12 protein-coding genes are annotated in these 17868 nt (G+C 42.8%); all 12 read right to left on the bottom strand.

All coding sequences use genetic code 11. The features are described from left to right. Nucleotides 1–3: 3 nt before the first annotated feature. Nucleotides 4–489 (bottom strand): nitroreductase family protein, encoded by a 486-nt coding sequence (locus tag ACN6KS_RS14580; protein WP_440962306.1) that lies wholly within the window; start codon nt 487–489, stop codon nt 4–6. Next, nucleotides 476–859 (bottom strand): hypothetical protein, encoded by a 384-nt coding sequence (locus tag ACN6KS_RS14575; RefSeq protein WP_094868741.1) that lies wholly within the window; start codon nt 857–859, stop codon nt 476–478. Before ACN6KS_RS14575 ends, ACN6KS_RS14580 begins: the two co-directional genes overlap by 14 nt. Nucleotides 860–988: 129 nt before the next feature. Further along, on the bottom strand, nt 989–2428 hold the full coding sequence (locus ACN6KS_RS14570) for a DUF6179 domain-containing protein (protein ID WP_440962305.1): 1440 nt from the start codon (nt 2426–2428) through the stop codon (nt 989–991). Continuing rightward, nucleotides 2428–2895, bottom strand: a complete 468-nt coding sequence (locus tag ACN6KS_RS14565) for a DUF6323 family protein (RefSeq protein WP_341134750.1) — start codon at nt 2893–2895, stop codon at nt 2428–2430. Before ACN6KS_RS14565 ends, ACN6KS_RS14570 begins: the two co-directional genes overlap by 1 nt. A gap of 231 nt (nt 2896–3126) precedes the next feature. Further along, a complete protein-coding gene (locus tag ACN6KS_RS14560; RefSeq protein ID WP_440962304.1) occupies nt 3127–9732 on the bottom strand; it encodes a GH92 family glycosyl hydrolase in 6606 nt (2201 codons plus the stop codon). 26 nt (nt 9733–9758) lie between these two features. After that, nucleotides 9759–10553 carry a carbohydrate ABC transporter permease gene (locus ACN6KS_RS14555; protein ID WP_373455870.1) on the bottom strand — a complete coding sequence of 265 codons (795 nt, stop codon included), beginning with the start codon at nt 10551–10553 and terminating at the stop codon, nt 9759–9761. Between the two features lie 29 nt (nt 10554–10582). After that, on the bottom strand, nt 10583–11554 hold the full coding sequence (locus ACN6KS_RS14550) for a carbohydrate ABC transporter permease (protein WP_440962303.1): 972 nt from the start codon (nt 11552–11554) through the stop codon (nt 10583–10585). Nucleotides 11555–11614: 60 nt separating this feature from the next. After that, complete coding sequence (locus ACN6KS_RS14545) at nt 11615–12925, bottom strand: ABC transporter substrate-binding protein (RefSeq protein WP_440962404.1); 1311 nt, start codon at nt 12923–12925, stop codon at nt 11615–11617. A 167-nt stretch (nt 12926–13092) separates the two neighbouring features. Beyond that, the gene (locus tag ACN6KS_RS14540) at nt 13093–13875 is read right to left on the bottom strand and encodes a response regulator transcription factor (protein ID WP_440962302.1); all 783 of its coding nucleotides are present in this window, start codon (nt 13873–13875) and stop codon (nt 13093–13095) included. A gap of 17 nt (nt 13876–13892) precedes the next feature. After that, nucleotides 13893–15218 carry an extracellular solute-binding protein gene (locus ACN6KS_RS14535; RefSeq protein ID WP_440962301.1) on the bottom strand — a complete coding sequence of 442 codons (1326 nt, stop codon included), beginning with the start codon at nt 15216–15218 and terminating at the stop codon, nt 13893–13895. Nucleotides 15219–15242: 24 nt separating this feature from the next. Next, nucleotides 15243–17024 carry a sensor histidine kinase gene (locus ACN6KS_RS14530; RefSeq protein WP_094868734.1) on the bottom strand — a complete coding sequence of 594 codons (1782 nt, stop codon included), beginning with the start codon at nt 17022–17024 and terminating at the stop codon, nt 15243–15245. Nucleotides 17025–17164: 140 nt separating this feature from the next. Then, on the bottom strand, nt 17165–17830 hold the full coding sequence (locus ACN6KS_RS14525) for a formylglycine-generating enzyme family protein (RefSeq protein WP_440962403.1): 666 nt from the start codon (nt 17828–17830) through the stop codon (nt 17165–17167). Nucleotides 17831–17868 lie beyond the last annotated feature (38 nt).

Here is a 17868-nt window from a genome sequence, read left to right as displayed (position 1 = left end):
CTTTTAAGATAAATATGTGATTTTTGATTTCATCGGTGTTCTTGGCTTAGCATTTGGAACTTCCTCTGGATATCCAATACCAAATAGTCCAATCACATCGTAATCTTGCGGAACACCTAGAATTTCACGATTATGAGGCAAAGCACCTAAAGAAGCCCAATAGGCACCAACCCCCACTTCATGTGCTGCTAATAAAAAGTTCTGTGCGAAACAAGCGGCAGCCATAACATTCTCGTCACGTTCAAACGCTGTTGCACCAGGTTTAGATAAGATAGCAAGAACGACAGGAGCGCTTCCAAAATTCGTCTTATGCTTTAATTTAGCTCTCGTATCAGGCCCGATAAATAGGAGTTCCCAAGGTTCATTCATACGATGGTTTGGAGCATAACTAGCTGCTTCCAGCCATTTCAATAAATCATCCTCATGAATGGGATCTGCCTTAAATTGCTTAATACTTCTACGCGTTTTAATAAGATCAATGGTTTTCATTTTCAGGATCAATCTCCTCTTTTTTAGTATCGCAAACCGTCTTCTCTTCAGTTGTTACTTCGTGAATCTGAAAAATATGAATAAACTCTTCAATGATCGCTTCTGTTGCCTTCAGTTCACCGCTAATCACTTGCTTGATCGAATCCAGCTCCGGTGTTTGCAGCTGCCGCTGTAAAGTGGCTCGATTCACATTAAGCTTTTCCAAAAATGCTAGAGCTCTGCCGCGACGAAAAGTTTGAGCACTTTTTGGGGGACCATCCATAGAATCCATCCCATGTCTGCCCATATGCTCACGATCTCTATGCTCACCACGGTCTTTTTGTTCCCCATGTTCTCGATGGCCGCGTTTTCCGAAATGTCCATCACGCATATTAACCCCTCCTTTGTTGTATACATATGTATACGAGTCGCTTATGTATACAAATGTATACGCACAAATGAAATCTGTCAAGTTGTTTTGGAACACCATACTTACTTTTAATGTTTGTCTTTGATCAGATCAATAGAAATTAATTTCTTCATAATCAATCATATGGATGAGTTTCTCAATGGATTGAAGTCGATCTGGGCTTAACCTCTGCATATATTCAATGAAGTACTTCTTCCATTCCTCTTCGCTTCCGGCATGTTCTGATACCATTGCTTGAAAACTCAAAAATCCGGTCCGCAGATCTTCGTAAAAAACAATCTTAGCCAAGATTGTCAACTCCATGTCGCCGAAAAGTACGAATAACGCTTCATATTCATCTCCGTAAAGACTATCCGATTCAAAAACATCCAAATAATCGTGAAGAGAATTCAGATTGGATTTGATGAGCTGGGCTTTTCTATCTTTCTTATCAATTTGCGTGACGTCAACCAACAATTTTCGTAGTTTAATATCACTCAAGCGATCTTTTAGGTTTAAAGAAAATTCAACAGGTTTGATTCTCTCTTCTTGCTGGGTAATAATGAGTCCCTGCAAACTGCAGGAATTAGCTGCATTGACGATCCGCTGCACCATCTGGTTCCTGTGTAAATTCATGTAATCTTTCATTCTCGGATCGCTGATATTCAGATCATTCAGAAGACTTCTGATTGCTTCGCCAACAATGATATCCACTCGATCTGGAGTCACTTGAGTTAATAACCGTTCTATTTGCTCAAATTGATAAGCCGAAATCTTAACCTGACCTGTATTCCCACCTGATAAAACGGAAAAAACAGCACTATTCAACATCAATTCATAAATATTAAACAATTCGATCCGGTAATCAAATTTATACATTCTTCCAAAACTCTCCAACGTATTGAGAAGATCACCTTGGCTGAACAACTGACAAAATTTCGTTTCCATATACAGACGTTCTAAATATTGTTTAATGTAAAAGACGCCCTGAAGACGCATATCATCGATCGCAAGCGGATAATCAATACTTGCCATAGTATTATGAGCATCAAAGATAATTCTGTATTTCTTCATAAAAATAGGCAAGGATTCATTAATGGTCATATTATAGGCGTCAACCGGAACATTCAGCTTATCTTCTTTGACTAGTTTATAAATTTGTTTCGATTCTTCAAAACATGTACTTACAGTCTCGATTCCTTTTTCATAGCTACTTTGTATATCAACCGTTTTTAGAGAAGTCATTGCCTTCTCTGGAGTTCCCAAGCTAAGGAAATAGGCATCAATTGCGTATAACATGGAAGTTAGAAGACTTTCTGCCGTTTCCGTGGGAACTGAAGAACTCTCTCCTTTAGTGTAGCGTTTGATCAGATTCTGTAGGACGAGCATGAGCCTATTTTGGATGTTGTAAATTTCCTGACGGTTCAGCAATCCATTACGAAATCCTTCGTTTAATAAGGACACCGTATACTGATTTTGTTTGAGATTCTTTCTTTCAATGATTCCTCGCTCAACTAATGTTTGAAAATCGTTGTAATTCATCGATCCCATTAGTCATCATCCCCTTCAAGAGCCTCATATAGCTGTATCTCACTTCTGAAGACCTCTGCGTACTCCTCAAGCTTACTTTTCAGTAAATTCAGAGAACCTCCGCAATCTCCGTCAAAAAGCTTTCTCATCATCTCGATCATCCTACAGTCACCGATCTTCTCTTCGGTTTCATTTTTTATATAGTAAAAAATTTCGTGAAGCTCATTTAATGTGAAAAGATAGTCGTCTTCATTGATATAGGGAGAAGCGGAAAATAACTCAATGATCTCCTTGGTGACCTCTATACTTAGTTCCACGCGTCCATAGTTGTTAAGCACCTGGTTTCTGGTATTCATCATTTGCCGTACTTCATCAGGTGTTAAAATAAGTCCATATTCTTTTGTTTTCTCATTTAGTTCAAGGATCTGAACCACCGCTAGTTCCTCTATAGAAGAATTTAAGGAATTGAATATTCGCGATAAAAACATAATTTCCCTCCCCCCACCACTTTTGCTGAATATCCTTGAGAAAACAGTTAAATGCTCCGAAAATAGTAGTTGACAACATATTATTATTGTGTTATAATATATAAATTATTTTCGCATATATAATATATTGTTAATTCCTTATTTTGTCAACAAAAACATCACAAAAGAAGACCTCTGAATGTATCAGAAGTCTTCTTTTTTAATGAATTACACAGCCCATCTTAATAACAGTTAGAAAATTTCCAACAAATTATAGATCACTTGAGCTGCCTCCGCACGAGTCGTAATGCCTTTCGGATCAAAATTGCCTGAATCACGCCCTTGAATCAATCGCAGTGATACAGCCGCATTTACATCATCGGCAGCCCATGCTGCAATTTGCGCTGCATCTGTAAACAAACGGCTTGAACCTTCGGCCTTGCTCCCTTTAACCGCATCATATGCACGTATGATCATGACAACCATTTCCTCACGCGTTATCTGAGCCGTTGGATCAAATCTGGAAGTACCTTTACCTTTTACAATGCCCTCTGCTACTGCGACCGCGATCGCTTTCGCATACCAATCGGTTGCTTTGATATCTGTAAAGGTTGGTTCACTTGTATCATTTGTTCCCTTCAGCTGGAGCGCTCTGACAATCAGTGCAGTAAATTCAGCACGGGTCACACTGCGCTGTGGCTGGAAGCTAGTCAATGAGGTACCCGTAATAATTTGCTTCGCCGCCAATTCTTTAATGATGCTAGCAGCCCAGTGTGTAGAAGGTACATCAGCAAATTTCTTTGTCAGCTCAAGAGCGATATACTTACCAGATTGATTAATCTCGCTAACAATGTTGTTATCAGCGCTTATCCCACTAATATATTCCAGTAATCCATTATTCCCAATCAAGTAAATACCCGTTAATGGCGAAAGGATCGAAGGGTCCAAATGGAACCGAATTGTGATGCGCGGATCGAATTTATCCAGCGTTGTTATGACTCCAGCTTTGCCGATCAGCGCCAGACTCACATCATATCCTTGCCCGGCTGAACGGATATCTGCATTCATCGTATTTTTGCCTGCAGCCATCGCTCCATTCACTTCAGATTGTGTAAGTGACGTCAGCTTTAAAGATATGCTGCTGTTTTGCAGATCCGTTGCACTAAGCTCGCCGCTTAGCTGCTTAAACAGTTTGGCAGGAATAACGATCGTGAAGTTATCCAGCTTCACTTCCAGCTTGCTATCGCCTAGTAGGTTAAAGGTATCGGAAGGAAGTATTAATTCTTTAGTCCCAGCTGGCATCTCGAGAGTTGCAGTTCCGTTGATGGGGACAATTTGTGCCGGCTTAATTGTCACCTCACCTACCTTACCCTTTTCTTCAGTAGGAGGTGTTGTTGTAGATGTATTCCCTCCCGGACTAGGGCTCGAAGGATTTGGATTGGACGGTTCCGGGTTTGAAGGACTGGATTGAACCGTAAAGTTTACTTTATAAAAGAACTTCGTACTGCCGTCTTCTGCAGTTACTTCGATCACCGAAGTTCCCGGCAGGCGATCCGTGGCCGTCACATTCACTGTTGCCTTCGAATCCGTCGGATTCGCGGTTAACGTAGGTACGTTTACAGTACCCGCAGGCAGAACAACTTCATACGTATCCACGCTGCTATCGAATCCTGCCAAGGCTGTACCGTCGATCATAATGCCGCTTAACGTGGCGTCACTGTTTTTCGTTGGCTCCGGTTCTTGCTCCTGGACCGTAAAGTTAATTCTGTAGCTAAGCTTTGTGATGCCGTCTTCCGCTGTTACCTCAATCGTTGTCGTGCCCGGTAAATGATCCGCAGCAGTCACAATCATCGTCGCATTGGGATCATATGTTGTAGCTGTTACCGTAGGAACGATTTCACTACCGGCTGGTAAAATAATATCATAGGTATCCTTGTTGCTGTCGAACTCTTGTAAACCTGTTCCATCCATTGAGATCCCGCTGAGCGTAGCATCTGTTCCATAAGGTACATCTGCTAAATGATAAATCCGAATATCGTCGACGTACCCTCGAAAATCACCGGTATGTCCTGTGGCATTAAATGATATGAGGATTTTGTCGGCAACTTTACCTGCGGCAACCTCTCCGATCTTAGCAGATACGGTATTCCAGGTATCCAGCTTTAATACCTCACCCTGAGCCAGTGGATTCAGAGGGGTTCCATTCTGATCCACTGCGTTTAGATCATGCAGATAAGTTCCATCATCAAACAAGATGTCCATCGAAATATAGGCACTTAGCTCTCTTTTATGCTCAAGCTGTGTAATGGCATCAGGTCCTTCAGGATGAATTCTGTATGTGAGCACCGTGGAGGGCTCAATCACAAATCCAGCTTCGAATACCGGATTATAAGAATAACTAGCTTCGGTAACCGTTACGTTGCCTGAATACAATAAAGCAGAATTCGTTATTCCTTGTTCTTGATCGATATCCACGCTGCCGGCTTTTGATTCCATCCCACCGATATTGCAGCACCATCCATTAACATTGTGTGTTTCTAGCCTGAAGTTGTTCCATGCCGGTAGAATATCTCCTGTTTCCAGTCCTGTTGTGAAGTCCTCTTCATGGGGTAGATCATTTCTGCTCCATGCCTTTACAACAACATCAAAGGTCTTGGTCTGACTAACAGCTCCCTTGCTTATTATCACTGTTAAGGTGACTGTTCGATCTGGTTGACCGACATCCGGACGCTTTACGACTTCACCCTTATCGCTTAATACCGAAGTGTCAGTGCTGCTCCAGGTAAGTGTCGTTCCCTGCATACCAAATTTCGGAAGCTCAATTCCTGTTGTGATATGACTTACATCCCCGAGCTGTAATGAGGTCATTGCGATAGCAACCGCGTTCTCATCACTCACATCATTGCCTAAAAGCTCGATTTCGGCCAATGCTGTACTAGTTCCACCGTTCGTTTCTGTAATCTCTAACTGGTAGCGAGAGTACTCTGCTTCACCAGTGATTGCAAAAGCACGCGTATATTGGCGCCACTGGAAGCTTTCATCCTTTCTAGCATCAAGGGTGTCCCAAGTGACCCCCTCGTTTGAACCTTTGAGCACCCAGCTCTTGGGATCGCTCTTTTCGGTTCCGAGGCCGGAAGAAGTCAAGGTATACATACTAATCTTCTCTGGACCTGCGGTAAATTGATATTGAATAGTAGGATTTGTGCTATTAATCGATACCGTGCTGGCAGAATTATTGTCAAACAAATTCTTCAGAGAAACCGTAGAGGTTCCAGCATTATCCGTGACCTTCCCTAAACCTTGGGAAATCAACTTATCGGTACGATCACGTATAGGACGTGGTACATCAGTGCCAGTGGTGAGTGATGGTGAAGCATTATCATCTCCACTCCCCCACTTCGAAGGCGTTGCACCCATATCGAAATCAAGTGTTGCACCATTTAATAGGTCGGAATGGAGTAGATAGTTTTTGCTGTAATCCACTCCGTTGAGCTTTAAGCTCTGCACATATTTATGGGTATTACTATTGTTTGGAGCATTAATAACGATTTGCTTACCATTTTCCAGATTGATCGTTGCTTTTTTAAATAAAGGTGCTCCAATCGCATATTCTGGACTTCCCATCTTCAACGGATAGAAGCCCATCGCACTGAAAATATACCATGCCGACATTTCACCGTTATCTTCATCTCCAGCATAACCTTGACCGATCTCACTGCCGATATATAACCGGTCAAGCACTTCTCGAACCTTCTCCTGTGTCTTCCATGGCTCCCCGGCATCGTTGTACATATAAGGAATATGATGGGATGGTTGATTACTATGTCCGTACTGCCCCATCCTTACATCTCTTGCTTCTCTCATTTCATGTATTAAACCGCCGTATGTTCCCGGGTATTTCGCCGTTTCTGGAGTGCTGAAGAATTCATCCAGCTTGTTGCTTAGTTCTTCTTTACCACCATATAAATTGGCTAGTCCTTGCCCATCTTGGGGCACATGAAAGGCCATATTCCAGCCATTCGTTTCGGTGTAGTCTCCTGAGCCTCCGCCCCAAGCTTCTGGATTGAAGCTAGCTGCCGTATCTCTCCATTCCCCATTACTAGAACGTCCATTAAAAAAGCCCAGATTAGGATTAAACATATTGACATAGTTTTGAGCGCGATTGATGTAATATTGATAATCGTCTTTGTAATGAGCGTTATAGGGATCAGAGGTATCATTTTTCTCGGCTAACGCTTTAGCCAGATTAGCAATCCCGAAATCATTGATATATCCGTCCATCGCCCAAGACATGGCTTCTCCCAGATTGTTATAACTCGTATATCCATTAAATACAGAGGTATTCATCCCTTTGCGTCCTACATTAGCGTTAGGAGCGTTGGTAGCCGCATCCCTAAGCGCAGCCTGATAGAAGCTCTGCACGTCAAAATCTGTAGCCCCTTTCAAATACGAATCAGCAAAAGCAACATCCGCACTGGTGCCCACCATAATGTTCGCATAACCCGGAGAGGACCATCTGGAGATCCAGCCACCGTCTTTATATTGCTGAACGAATCCATCGATTAGTTCGCTATCCTTAGATGGGGTCAGCAATGCGTAAGCTGGCCAAGTTGTGCGGTAAGTATCCCAGAAGCCATTATTCACAAAAGCTTTCCCTTCAACTATCGGAGCACAGGTTTCCGTCTCAGTACTTCCACTACAAGTTCCCGTTGCAGATTGGTTAGCATGCTTGTATATTGGATTCCCAGCACTGCCAACGTTCTCATATGCAGAGTTCGGCCATAAGTAGAGTCGATATAGATTGGAGTATAAAGTTACTAACTGATCCTCCGTTGCTCCTTCAACCTGAATGATTCCAAGCAGCTGATCCCACTGCGTTTGTGCTTTCTCTTTAATCTTGTCAAAGGAGTCTTGAGCTGTAATCTCTTGATTTAAGTTGTTTTTTGCTTGTTCTACGCTAAGTAGTGAAGAGGCGATTCTCATCTCCACAACCTTATCGGTTGTAGTATCAAATTTATAGTAACGAGATACGTTAGCTCCTCCACCGTTTGCGGTAGGATTTCCTTTGGCTACTACAGGCTTATCGAATGTTGCATAATAAAACATACGTGTAGCGCCATTAGAATTGCCACTCTTTTGATCTGAATAACCCTGAATCGATCCATCCGCATTTAGAGTCATTCCACCACTATTGCTTTGATTATCAAATATCAGGTTGGAGCTGTTGCCTGTAAAAGTAAACCGGAACATCGCAGCGTGATCTGTAGGTGTAAACTCCGTTTTGATACCGTTTTCAAAAGTAACTCCGTAATAATATGGTTTCGCTGTTTCATTAGCATGTTTAAATTCCAGTTGCCGTGTTGTACGATTCGCGCTAGGTGTACCTGCCGTATCGGATGGCATGACCTGGAAGGTCTGACGATCACCCATCCAAGGACTTGGCTCATGGCTCATCGCAAAGGCTTGAATAACAGGTAGATTGTTGGCACTATTATTCAGGTTATAGGCATAAGCCCAATCTGATCCGGCATCTGTTTTTGGAATCCAAAAGTTAAAGCCATGCGGGACAGCAACAGCCGGAATATTATTGCCTCTAGAGAAGGAGCCGTTCGATTGTGTCCCTCTAAGAATATTTACATATTCTGAAAGTCGTGAGTGAGAGCTCTCAACGGGATTCCCTTCAATTAGAATATCGTCAATCGTTCCTTTAAACCCTGTTCCTTTTTCAGCAGCGGGATTATCGTAAGCGATCAGTATCCGTTGGATGGTTTTTCCGGCAGCTACATCGCCGATCTTAGCGCTTTTGAAATTCCACTGGTTATTATATAACGTTTTTGACTTCCCTTGATCTTGAGGATTGAGTTTGATTCCATGCTGGTCTACCGCACCTAGCTCATGCAAATAGGTCCCGTCTGCGAAGTATAAATCTACCGATGTATAGGTGCTCGTATATAACGTCTGATCTTTATCTGTAAACTCCGGCGCAATATAATAGGAGAGTTCTGTAGAAGGAGTTACTAGGATATCTGTATCGTAAATTTTATTGTACGCATATGCTCTTCCGTTCACGGTATTCGTACCAGAGATTGTGATCGCTTTTAAACCCGTCCAACCTACACTTGTTTTAGAGGTATATAGGCTTGTCGGGCCGTTAGTAACAGAAGCTTTCATATCTACGGAGACTGGCTCTGGCTGGTCTATTCCATTAGATAAAGCTATTTCCGCTAGCTGCAACAAGCTTTCCCCATTATTTTTGGTAATATCGAACTTATAATATAAATATGGAGTAATTTGATTTGGAATATCATAGATTTGACGTTGGTAACGGTTCGGAAAACTCACATCCGTTCGCGTATCTAATAATGTCCATGTCGCATCATCATTAGAGCCATAGAGTTTCCAATCTTTCGGGTCTCTCCCATTCGCATCATTAGCTGAGGTTAAGGCATATTTGGTTATGGTATCTGCTGCCTGCAATTTGAACTTTATCCAACCGGTTGAGGTTCTGGTCAGCCACTTGGTTGTTTCTGTACCATCTATCAATTTATCTTTCGTTTCGTTGGGAGGATTTTCACCGTTAACCTGAACATCCACTATATTTTTTGTAATATCCCCTTGAATTCCTGTAAAAGGTAGATTTCCATCCACACCAAAAGTCATTTTTTCCTTATTTGCGTTTAGTTCTGTGGTATTCTCAATGGGCTTCACGTCACTGGATTCAAAAGAACTGAAGAAATTCGTAGCATCAACAGTGGGCGCAGCATTGGCTATTTCGATCGGTGAAATGGGAATACTCCCTATCAGTAAAGAGACTGTAGAAGCAATAGTGAACAAAACCCTAAATCGGCGTTTATTCATGTACACAACCCTCCAATGAAGAAATATCAGCCTTTAATTGAACCCGCAAGCAATCCCTTAATAAAGTATCTTCCTAGGAAAATATAAACCAGCAACGTCGGCAACGCGGCAAGTAACGCACCTGCCATCTGCACATTCCACTCCACAATCTGGCTTCCGGACAAGTTTTGTAGAGCCACCATGATGGGTTGCTGCTTCTGCGATGTGAGCGTGACCGCGAACAAAAACTCGTTCCATACACTCGTAAACTGCCATATTCCCACCACCACGAAACCGGAAATCGACAGCGGGAAGATTACATTTTTATAGATTCCGAAAAAGCCATTGCCATCAATTTGCGCTGCTTCCAACAATTCGTTAGGAATGCCTACGTAGAAATTGCGGAACATCAATGTACAAATCGGCAACCCGTATACCACATGCACAAGAATCAAACCCGGAATTGTATTATAGAGCTCAATCGATTGCAGAAACTGAATTAATGGAATGAGAATACTTTGATAGGGAATAAACATACCGAATAACATTAATGCGAAGAGAACATCTGAGCCTTTAAAACGCCACTTAGAAAGCACATAACCATTCATTGAACCCAATAAAGAGGAGATTAATGTTGCGGGAATGGCCAAATAAAAGCTGTTGATCAGATTCGGAATGAGCTTATTGTAAGCTTCACGATAACCCGAGAAATTTAGTGCAGAAGGCAACTTCCACATTTGATCCAATGTAATTTCATTCAAGCTTTTGATACTCGTAACCAGCATGACATAAACGGGAACCAGAAAGACCGCAGCAAGCACAGTTAATAGGATATATTTCATGGTTCGATTGAACCGTGACTTGGCCATGGTTAAGGTCTCTCCTTTCTGAAACCGGAAATTAAATAAGGGACAATGAAGAGAGAGACAAACAGCAGCATAATAATCGCGATTCCTGCACCCTGAGCGTAATGATTCCCTCTGAAGGTGGTCTCGAACATATACATACCGGGAACATCGGTAACGAACATAGCTCCTGGGCCTGTCATCGCATAGATTAAGTCAAATATTTTCAGAGAGATATGTGCCAAGATAATAATCAAGCTCATAGAGATGGGTTTCAACTGAGGAATAATCACTTTGCGGAAAATTTGTCCTTCTGTGGCGCCATCCACCCGTGCCGCTTCGCGCAAGTCATCAGAGATCGCCCGTAAGCCAGCCAAATACATCGCCATGGCAAATCCCGTCATTTGCCAGACGGCAGCGATCACAACAGCGATTACTGCGATCGGCAATCCAAATTGAATTTGTCCTAGATGTAAAGAAGGAATGATGGTTGTACTTACATACCAGTTGGGTACATCTTTAAGCCCTAACCCACTAAGGATCAGATTGACTCCGGTTTTAGGAGAAAGGATCCACTGCCAGACCACGCCTGTAACGATAAAAGATAATGACATTGGAAAAATAAATACATTTCGGAAAAAGGTTTCCCCATGAATTTTCGAATCTACCATTCTAGCAAGAAAAAGACCCGTGAACATGGATAAGGCAATAAATAGTACTGTAAATGCCAGCGTATTCCGTAAATCAGACTGAAAACGGAAATCCTGAAACAAAAAACGATAATTATCAAGGCCAATAAAATGATTAGTCTTCACCAATGTATTCCAGTCGGTCAGAGATACAAAAGCCGTTCTGCCGATAAATCCGTATACAAAGATACCAATAACAATCAATGAGGGCAAAATCATTAAAATAGGAAGACTTTTCGTGAGATTCCAGCCTCTACGAGGCTTGGGGGAAGGCTGAATAGGAAGCTCGGCAGTTGTTATTTCACTCATATCTTCACTCCTAAGAAGGAGGGCCAGGAACGCAAGCAGAACGTCCTGACCCTTACTGTTCTACTTGATTTCTGTGCTTTGCGCCTGCTTCAGAGCTTTTAAGGCCTGATCGACATCTCCATTCGTTACGAAAATATTAACGACCTGATTAGCTTGTGTGGTGAAGCCTTCTGGCGCAGCAGAACCGTGCGCCATACTAGGAGCTAGTTTACTAACTTTGAAATCCTCGATCGTCTGTTGCCCATAAACATCATATTTGTTTTTGTCAGCATCGATCCGTGCAGGTATGGAGCCCTTCAGCGGATTAAACACATCCTGGCCTTCGACAGAACCTAGAACTTTTAACCACTCTTTCGCCGACGCTTCATTCTTAGCACCCTTAGGGATCGCGAATGTGTCAGTGATGACCATAAACATGCCTGATGTATTAGGCGTCGGCGTCCAGCCAAAATCTTTGTTTGCTGTTAGTTGAAGATCTGTGGTGAAGTAACCTTTCGCCCAGTCCCCCATAATGTTCATGGCAGCATCCCCTTTAGCAACCAATTGGGCGGCATCCTGCCAGTTCCGTGCAGCGTGATCGTTGTTGATATAGGTCATCATTTTCTTAAATGTCTCTAAAGAGCTCTTAACCTTAGCGTCGTCAAAAGAAAGTTCTCCCGTCCATAGTTGCTTGTAGCCGTCTGCCCCGAGTTCTCCAAGCAGAATATTCTCGAACACCATTGTTGCTGTCCACGGTTCTTTATCCCCTAGAGCAAGCGGCACAATTCCTTTTGCTTTAAGCGCATCCGCAACTGCAAAGAATTCATCAAAGGTGGTTGGAGCTTTCAAATTGTTGTCGTCAAATATTTTTTTGTTATAGAACACTACATTTCCCCGATGGATATTAACGGGCACCGAGTAGATATTCCCATCCTGACTGACAAGATCAATCAGATCTTTCGGGAACTTATCCATCCAGCCTTCTGACGCGTACAAATCGTTAAGAGGAATTACTTTGTCGGCTGCTACCCAACCGGAGTTTAGCTCCGAGCCGCCATGAACCTGGAAGGCATCCGGTGGATCTCCGCCTTGCATTCGACTGGCGAGCACTGCTTTGGCATTCGTTCCTGCTCCACCAGACACCGCTGAGTTAATCACTTCAATATCCGGCTGCTTACCTTGAAACTCTTTGATCAGACCTTTAAGGCCCGCTTCTTCCCCTGCTCCGGTCCACCAGCTGAAAATTTCAACCTGCTTTTTTTCTTCAGGTTTAGCCGGTGCAGGAGTGGATTCCACTTTAGATGAGGTTGGTTCTGGAGATGGAGATGGCGAAGCGGAAGAAGATTGATTCGAATTGCCGCCACCACAACCCGACAGCAGCATACCGCCCATGGCTACAGTTGTAAGCATTAGACCCAGTTTGCGTTTCACTTGATTACCCCTTTCAATCCACCGTATTGTAAACGCTTTACACTACTCATATTAATGGATTGAAAGGATTGAAATAATGTGGTGATTCTATCTTTTCTTCCGCTTTTTCACCCTAAGTACCCCCGGCTCTATGCATTTCTTTTTCTGTAATCTCCTGGTGACATGCCTGCATTCTTCTGAAACCATTCACTGAAGTAACGTGGATTGGGATAACCAACGGCTTCTCCAATCTGATAAATTTTCAAATTACTGTCGACCAGCATAGCATATGCTTTGTCCATTCTAATTCGGGATAAGTAGTCACTGAACACTTGCCCGCTCTCTTGACGAAATAAGCGACTGAGATAATTGGGAGTCACGAACAGTTCCCCCGCTATATGTGACAATGAAATATCTTCCGCATAATGTACTTGGATAAATTGCAGGGCTTTTTTGATTAGATAAGAGCTTGGTTCCTCTACCGGTTCAACTGCCGTAAGCGCAGATGATTCCTCGCCATCCTGCTTGCACAAGGCTTTAGCCTTCATAAGAGCGATTTCAATTTCTTCCACATCCGCGGGCTTAAGCAGGTAATCCACAGCTCCCAGTCGCAAGGCCTCCTGAGCATATTTAAAATCTCCATAACCACTGAGGAAAATAACCTTAATCTGTGATAATTTACTGGAGGGATCATTCCTCGCCTTCTCGCGTAACCGAGCTACCAGCTCAAGACCTGTCATATTGGGCATACGAATATCGGACAGAAGGATATCGGTCGAATCTTTTTCCAGATAATCTAGCGCTTCATTTCCATCTTGAAAAACTTTGACCAACTTAATACCAAGCTTCTCCCATTCGATATGCTCACTTAATCCTTCACGAATCCAAGCCTCATCATCGATAATCATTGCCCGACATGTTGCATTAGTCATTTATGCTCCACCTCTAATTATTTATTGGCACGTGCGCCCAATCGACGCAATTCAATCGCTGCCTCCCGAAAAGCATCCTTTGGCTCCTCATAAAGTGTTACGATTTTGGCCAAAGCCCTTTCCACGGTATCCACCATAGCCGGATAATAGGTAATCGATGGTTCATTCTTGGCCCATTTCATCGAATCTAGAATCAATGCGAAATCTGGACGTTTCTCTTGAAGATTAGGATCACTGAGCAGTGAACGTCTGGCAGGTACACCCCCGGCAAGCGTATAAATTCGTCCACCCCGTTTACCCGTAGAATAATCGATGAACTTCCACGCCAAATCCTTATTGTTGGAACTGGAATTCATCGCCATGGTCCAGCCATGCTGGAATGGGATATGTTTTACTACTCCCTGCTCATCTCTCATTCCAGGAAGCAAAGCAACTTTAATGACAGCTTTATAACGACTATCGCTCGACTTGATCATTGGGTAAGACGAATTCCAATATGGAGCAGCCATCGCAACTTCTCCAGATAACAGCGCATCTCTTGTTTTAACGAAATCCCAAGATAACAAATCGTCAGGAATAATTTTCTCGCGAATAAGACGTGCCAGATAATCACCAGCTTGGATCGAAGATTTCGAATCCAGCAGCACTTCTCCGCTATCCTCATCCAGAAAGTCACCACCAAATGACCATAACAGGGAGGCGAAAATTTTCGACCTCTCCTCCGGCACAATGGCCGGCATGACTAACCCCCACTTTGTCGGCGATTGTTGATTCTCAAGCTGCGAGAAGTTCCTTGCAAGCTCATATACTTCATCCCAAGTTTCAGGGGGATTAGGGATCAAATCACTGCGGTAATATAAAAAATGTGTACTGATATCCGTAGGCAGCGCATAGATAGAATCTTGATATTTATAGACAGCCAAAAAATCATTCAGGTCCATTCCTTCTGGATCTGTTCTCTGAGCTTGATAGATGTAATTATCCAGCGGTACGATCGCTTTAGCTGACGCGAACTGTGCGATTGAAGTATTGGGCACGAATACGATATCGAAATCGTCCGAGCCCGCAAGCAATTGGGTTCCTACAAACGTGAAATAACCCTCTCGCCCCAATTCAACAAAATCAACCTTTATGCCCGTTTCTTTCTCAAACGGTGTGAGGAGCTGGCGTAATGCTGCGGACTCAGTGCCCGTACGGATCAACACTTTGATTCTTTTGGAGGGTTCCTGAAGTACTGTTGTAACATCCGTGTCCAAGTCCAGAAGAATCAATCCACTAAACGCCCATACAAGCAACAGTATAAAAGAAATAATAATTAACCTATTAAATTTCCAGCGGCTCACGTTTCCAACTCCTCTGTATCCGAATTAATGATATTCTTCGAAAGGAATACATATGGTCACCACTGTTCCTTCAACCTCGTCTGCTTCGATTTGTAATCCGAATTCCGGGCCAAATGCTAAAGAGATGCGTTTCTGTACGTTCCGCAGCCCTAAATGTTCACTGTTGGCATGATCAAATTGCAGCTTCACATGCTCCATATCGATTTTCTCACCTGTGTTGTGTATCGCAATATAGACGCGGTTCTCCTGCTTGAATGTCCTGATCGTTACTTTTCCACCTCCGCCAATCTTGGATATGCCATGTTCAAGCGCATTCTCAACAATTGGCTGTAAAATTAACGGCATAATCCGGCTATTCAAAGTCTCAGGATCTAAAGTGATCTCGTACTGCAGCTTGTCACGGTAACGGAAGGACTGGATCAACAAATAATTTTCAATATGATCCATCTCCTTCTGCACTGTTGTCCATTCTGACTCCGCATTTAATGTGAACCGGAAAAATCGACCCAGTGCGGTGACAAGCTTGCTGATGGAATCGGCTTTATACTTTTTAGACATCCAATAAATGGTATCCAAAGTATTGTACAGAAAGTGGGGTTGAATCTGCATCTGTAGTGCTTGAAGTAGAGCCTCGCGTTTTTCCTTCTCCTGCTGCTCATTCTCTTGAATAAGTTGTTGAATCCGAAGCATTAACCGATTAAAATTTCGCTGCAGAATGCTGATTTCCTGAATGGAGCCCTGAATCTCTTCTACATGCAATTGATCAAAGGAAAGAAACGGCATCAGCTTGGCCAGCTTAATTACAGGCCTTGAGATCGCAGTGGCCATTAGAATTGAAATAATAGTGAAAATAAGTGCTCCAAGCCCACCCATGACCAGCAAATATTGTAGAATTTTAAGATTGGGTCGCATCAGCTCTTCAAGTGGAACCACTGCAGTCATCTTCCATCCACTAACGGTTGACGTATCGTAGGCCATCAGCCATTTTTGAGAAAACTTCACGACTCCCGTCCCTTGCAAGGAAGAAGAATTTACAGCTTCAGCAATATCAGGCTCATCAAGCAAAGGTGAACGCTGCTGATAGATCTCATCTCCATTTGCATCGGATACGATTAAAGTCCCTGTTGAGCCAATCTGGATATTATCCAAATTCTCCTCAATAAAACGATCGTTTAATTGTATAAAAAGGTATCCCCGCACTTCGGATGTATTACTGTCGATTATCTGTCGCGCTGCAGTAACTGAGTTTCGTACCGGCGTATCGAAGCCATTTTTGCCCCTGTAGATAGCCCATTCATCACTGTACCAGCTCATTTGCAAGGGATGCTTTTGAACTTCCTCTACGATATGTTGATAGTTATCGATATTGACTTGTGAGTAATTTTGAAAGGCGCTGTCAGATGAAAATACGGTTTTGTTAGGGGTAATCAAATATACGGCGCGAATAAGATCCAATCGACCTCTGAACAGGTCGGAATAGACCAGTTCTTTGAACTTCTGATTCGCTTCCATAAGCAGATAAGGGGTATTGTATGAGGCATCCAGAAAATCGAGCGAATGTTGATAAAGCAGCGGCCAGGTAAGTCTATCAATTTCCGTAAGATCCGACTCAAGCACCCGCTGGGTCTGACTGACCGTTTGCAGTAAGTATTGACTAACTTGCTTCTGATAGATTTCATTTTCTTTCTCGTAGATGATATAGGTGATTACAACCAAAGGAAACAACATAAGGAGCAAAAAAACAGTAAGCAACATCGTTCGGATAGAAATAGGCCTATTAAGTAAAAAGATCGTCGCTCCCTCCATTTTATCCAGCTAAAATGTAATCGCTTCCAATAGTACAACTTTTAAATAGTTTTCTCAACACAGGATTTTGTCGGATATTGACTTGTTTTCATATATGCAAAAAAAACCCTTATCTTCAATGCTGAGATAAAGGATCTTCCTTAAAGTTCATAAGATCGCGCAAGACGAAATCCAAGATCATCTACGCTAAATGTTGGATGGCTGCGACGACGACATGTAGCTCCACAACCCCTGGCTTCCTCAGCCCAGCTCCCTCCTCGAAAAATGCGATAGGAGCCATACACTTGTTCATCATATAAATCCCAGCACCACTCCCAAACATTCCCTAGCATATCGTAAAGTCCCCATGCATTCGCTTCTTTCGTCCCTACTGTATGGCGTTCGCCCTCTGAATTATCATGATACCAAGCAATCTTATCAAGCTCTCCGTATTGATAACTAGTTGTGCCTGCTTTACATGCATATTGCCACTCTGCTTCTGTTGGAAGTCGATAGCCATCAGATGCCTTATCCCAAATAATATGTTCTCCATCATCGCTACTAACATAAGCTTCTTTCAAACCAGTCCTGCGAGATAATTGATTACAAAAGGAAATGGCATCATGCCAAGAAATATTGACAATGGGCTTTAGCTCTCCGGTTACAGCGTTGTTAGTTATAACATTATACAGATCCATAGTTACAGGAAAAGGCGCTAGAAGAAACGGCTTTATCTCTGCTCTCCAGCTACTTTTAACTCGATCGTCCCTTAGTTCTACTTCTCCTGCTGGAATTCTAGCCATGGGATAATCCAAGTCACTATTCATATCAGCCGACACTTTATCTACCTCCAATAAAATAATCA

This window comes from Paenibacillus nitricinens (assembly GCF_052056485.1).
GTDB classification, from domain to species: domain Bacteria; phylum Bacillota; class Bacilli; order Paenibacillales; family Paenibacillaceae; genus Paenibacillus_AQ; species Paenibacillus_AQ nitricinens.
This window is presented reverse-complemented; position numbering and strand designations above follow the sequence as displayed.

Bases quoted from the DNA above. Each gene is read 5' to 3' on its own strand.
- ACN6KS_RS14540 (WP_440962302.1), bottom strand. From the start codon at position 13,875: ATGACTAATGCAACATGTCGGGCAATGATTATCGATGATGAGGCTTGG.
- ACN6KS_RS14580 (WP_440962306.1), bottom strand. From the start codon at position 489: ATGAAAACCATTGATCTTATTAAAACGCGTAGAAGTATTAAGCAATTT.
- ACN6KS_RS14545 (WP_440962404.1), bottom strand. From the start codon at position 12,925: ATGGGCGGTATGCTGCTGTCGGGTTGTGGTGGCGGCAATTCGAATCAA.
- ACN6KS_RS14560 (WP_440962304.1), bottom strand. From the start codon at position 9,732: ATGAATAAACGCCGATTTAGGGTTTTGTTCACTATTGCTTCTACAGTC.
- ACN6KS_RS14575 (WP_094868741.1), bottom strand. From the start codon at position 859: ATGCGTGATGGACATTTCGGAAAACGCGGCCATCGAGAACATGGGGAA.
- ACN6KS_RS14570 (WP_440962305.1), bottom strand. From the start codon at position 2,428: ATGGGATCGATGAATTACAACGATTTTCAAACATTAGTTGAGCGAGGA.
- ACN6KS_RS14565 (WP_341134750.1), bottom strand. From the start codon at position 2,895: ATGTTTTTATCGCGAATATTCAATTCCTTAAATTCTTCTATAGAGGAA.
- ACN6KS_RS14555 (WP_373455870.1), bottom strand. From the start codon at position 10,553: ATGAAATATATCCTATTAACTGTGCTTGCTGCGGTCTTTCTGGTTCCC.
- ACN6KS_RS14530 (WP_094868734.1), bottom strand. From the start codon at position 17,024: ATGGAGGGAGCGACGATCTTTTTACTTAATAGGCCTATTTCTATCCGA.
- ACN6KS_RS14550 (WP_440962303.1), bottom strand. From the start codon at position 11,554: ATGAGTGAAATAACAACTGCCGAGCTTCCTATTCAGCCTTCCCCCAAG.
- ACN6KS_RS14525 (WP_440962403.1), bottom strand. From the start codon at position 17,830: ATGAATAGTGACTTGGATTATCCCATGGCTAGAATTCCAGCAGGAGAA.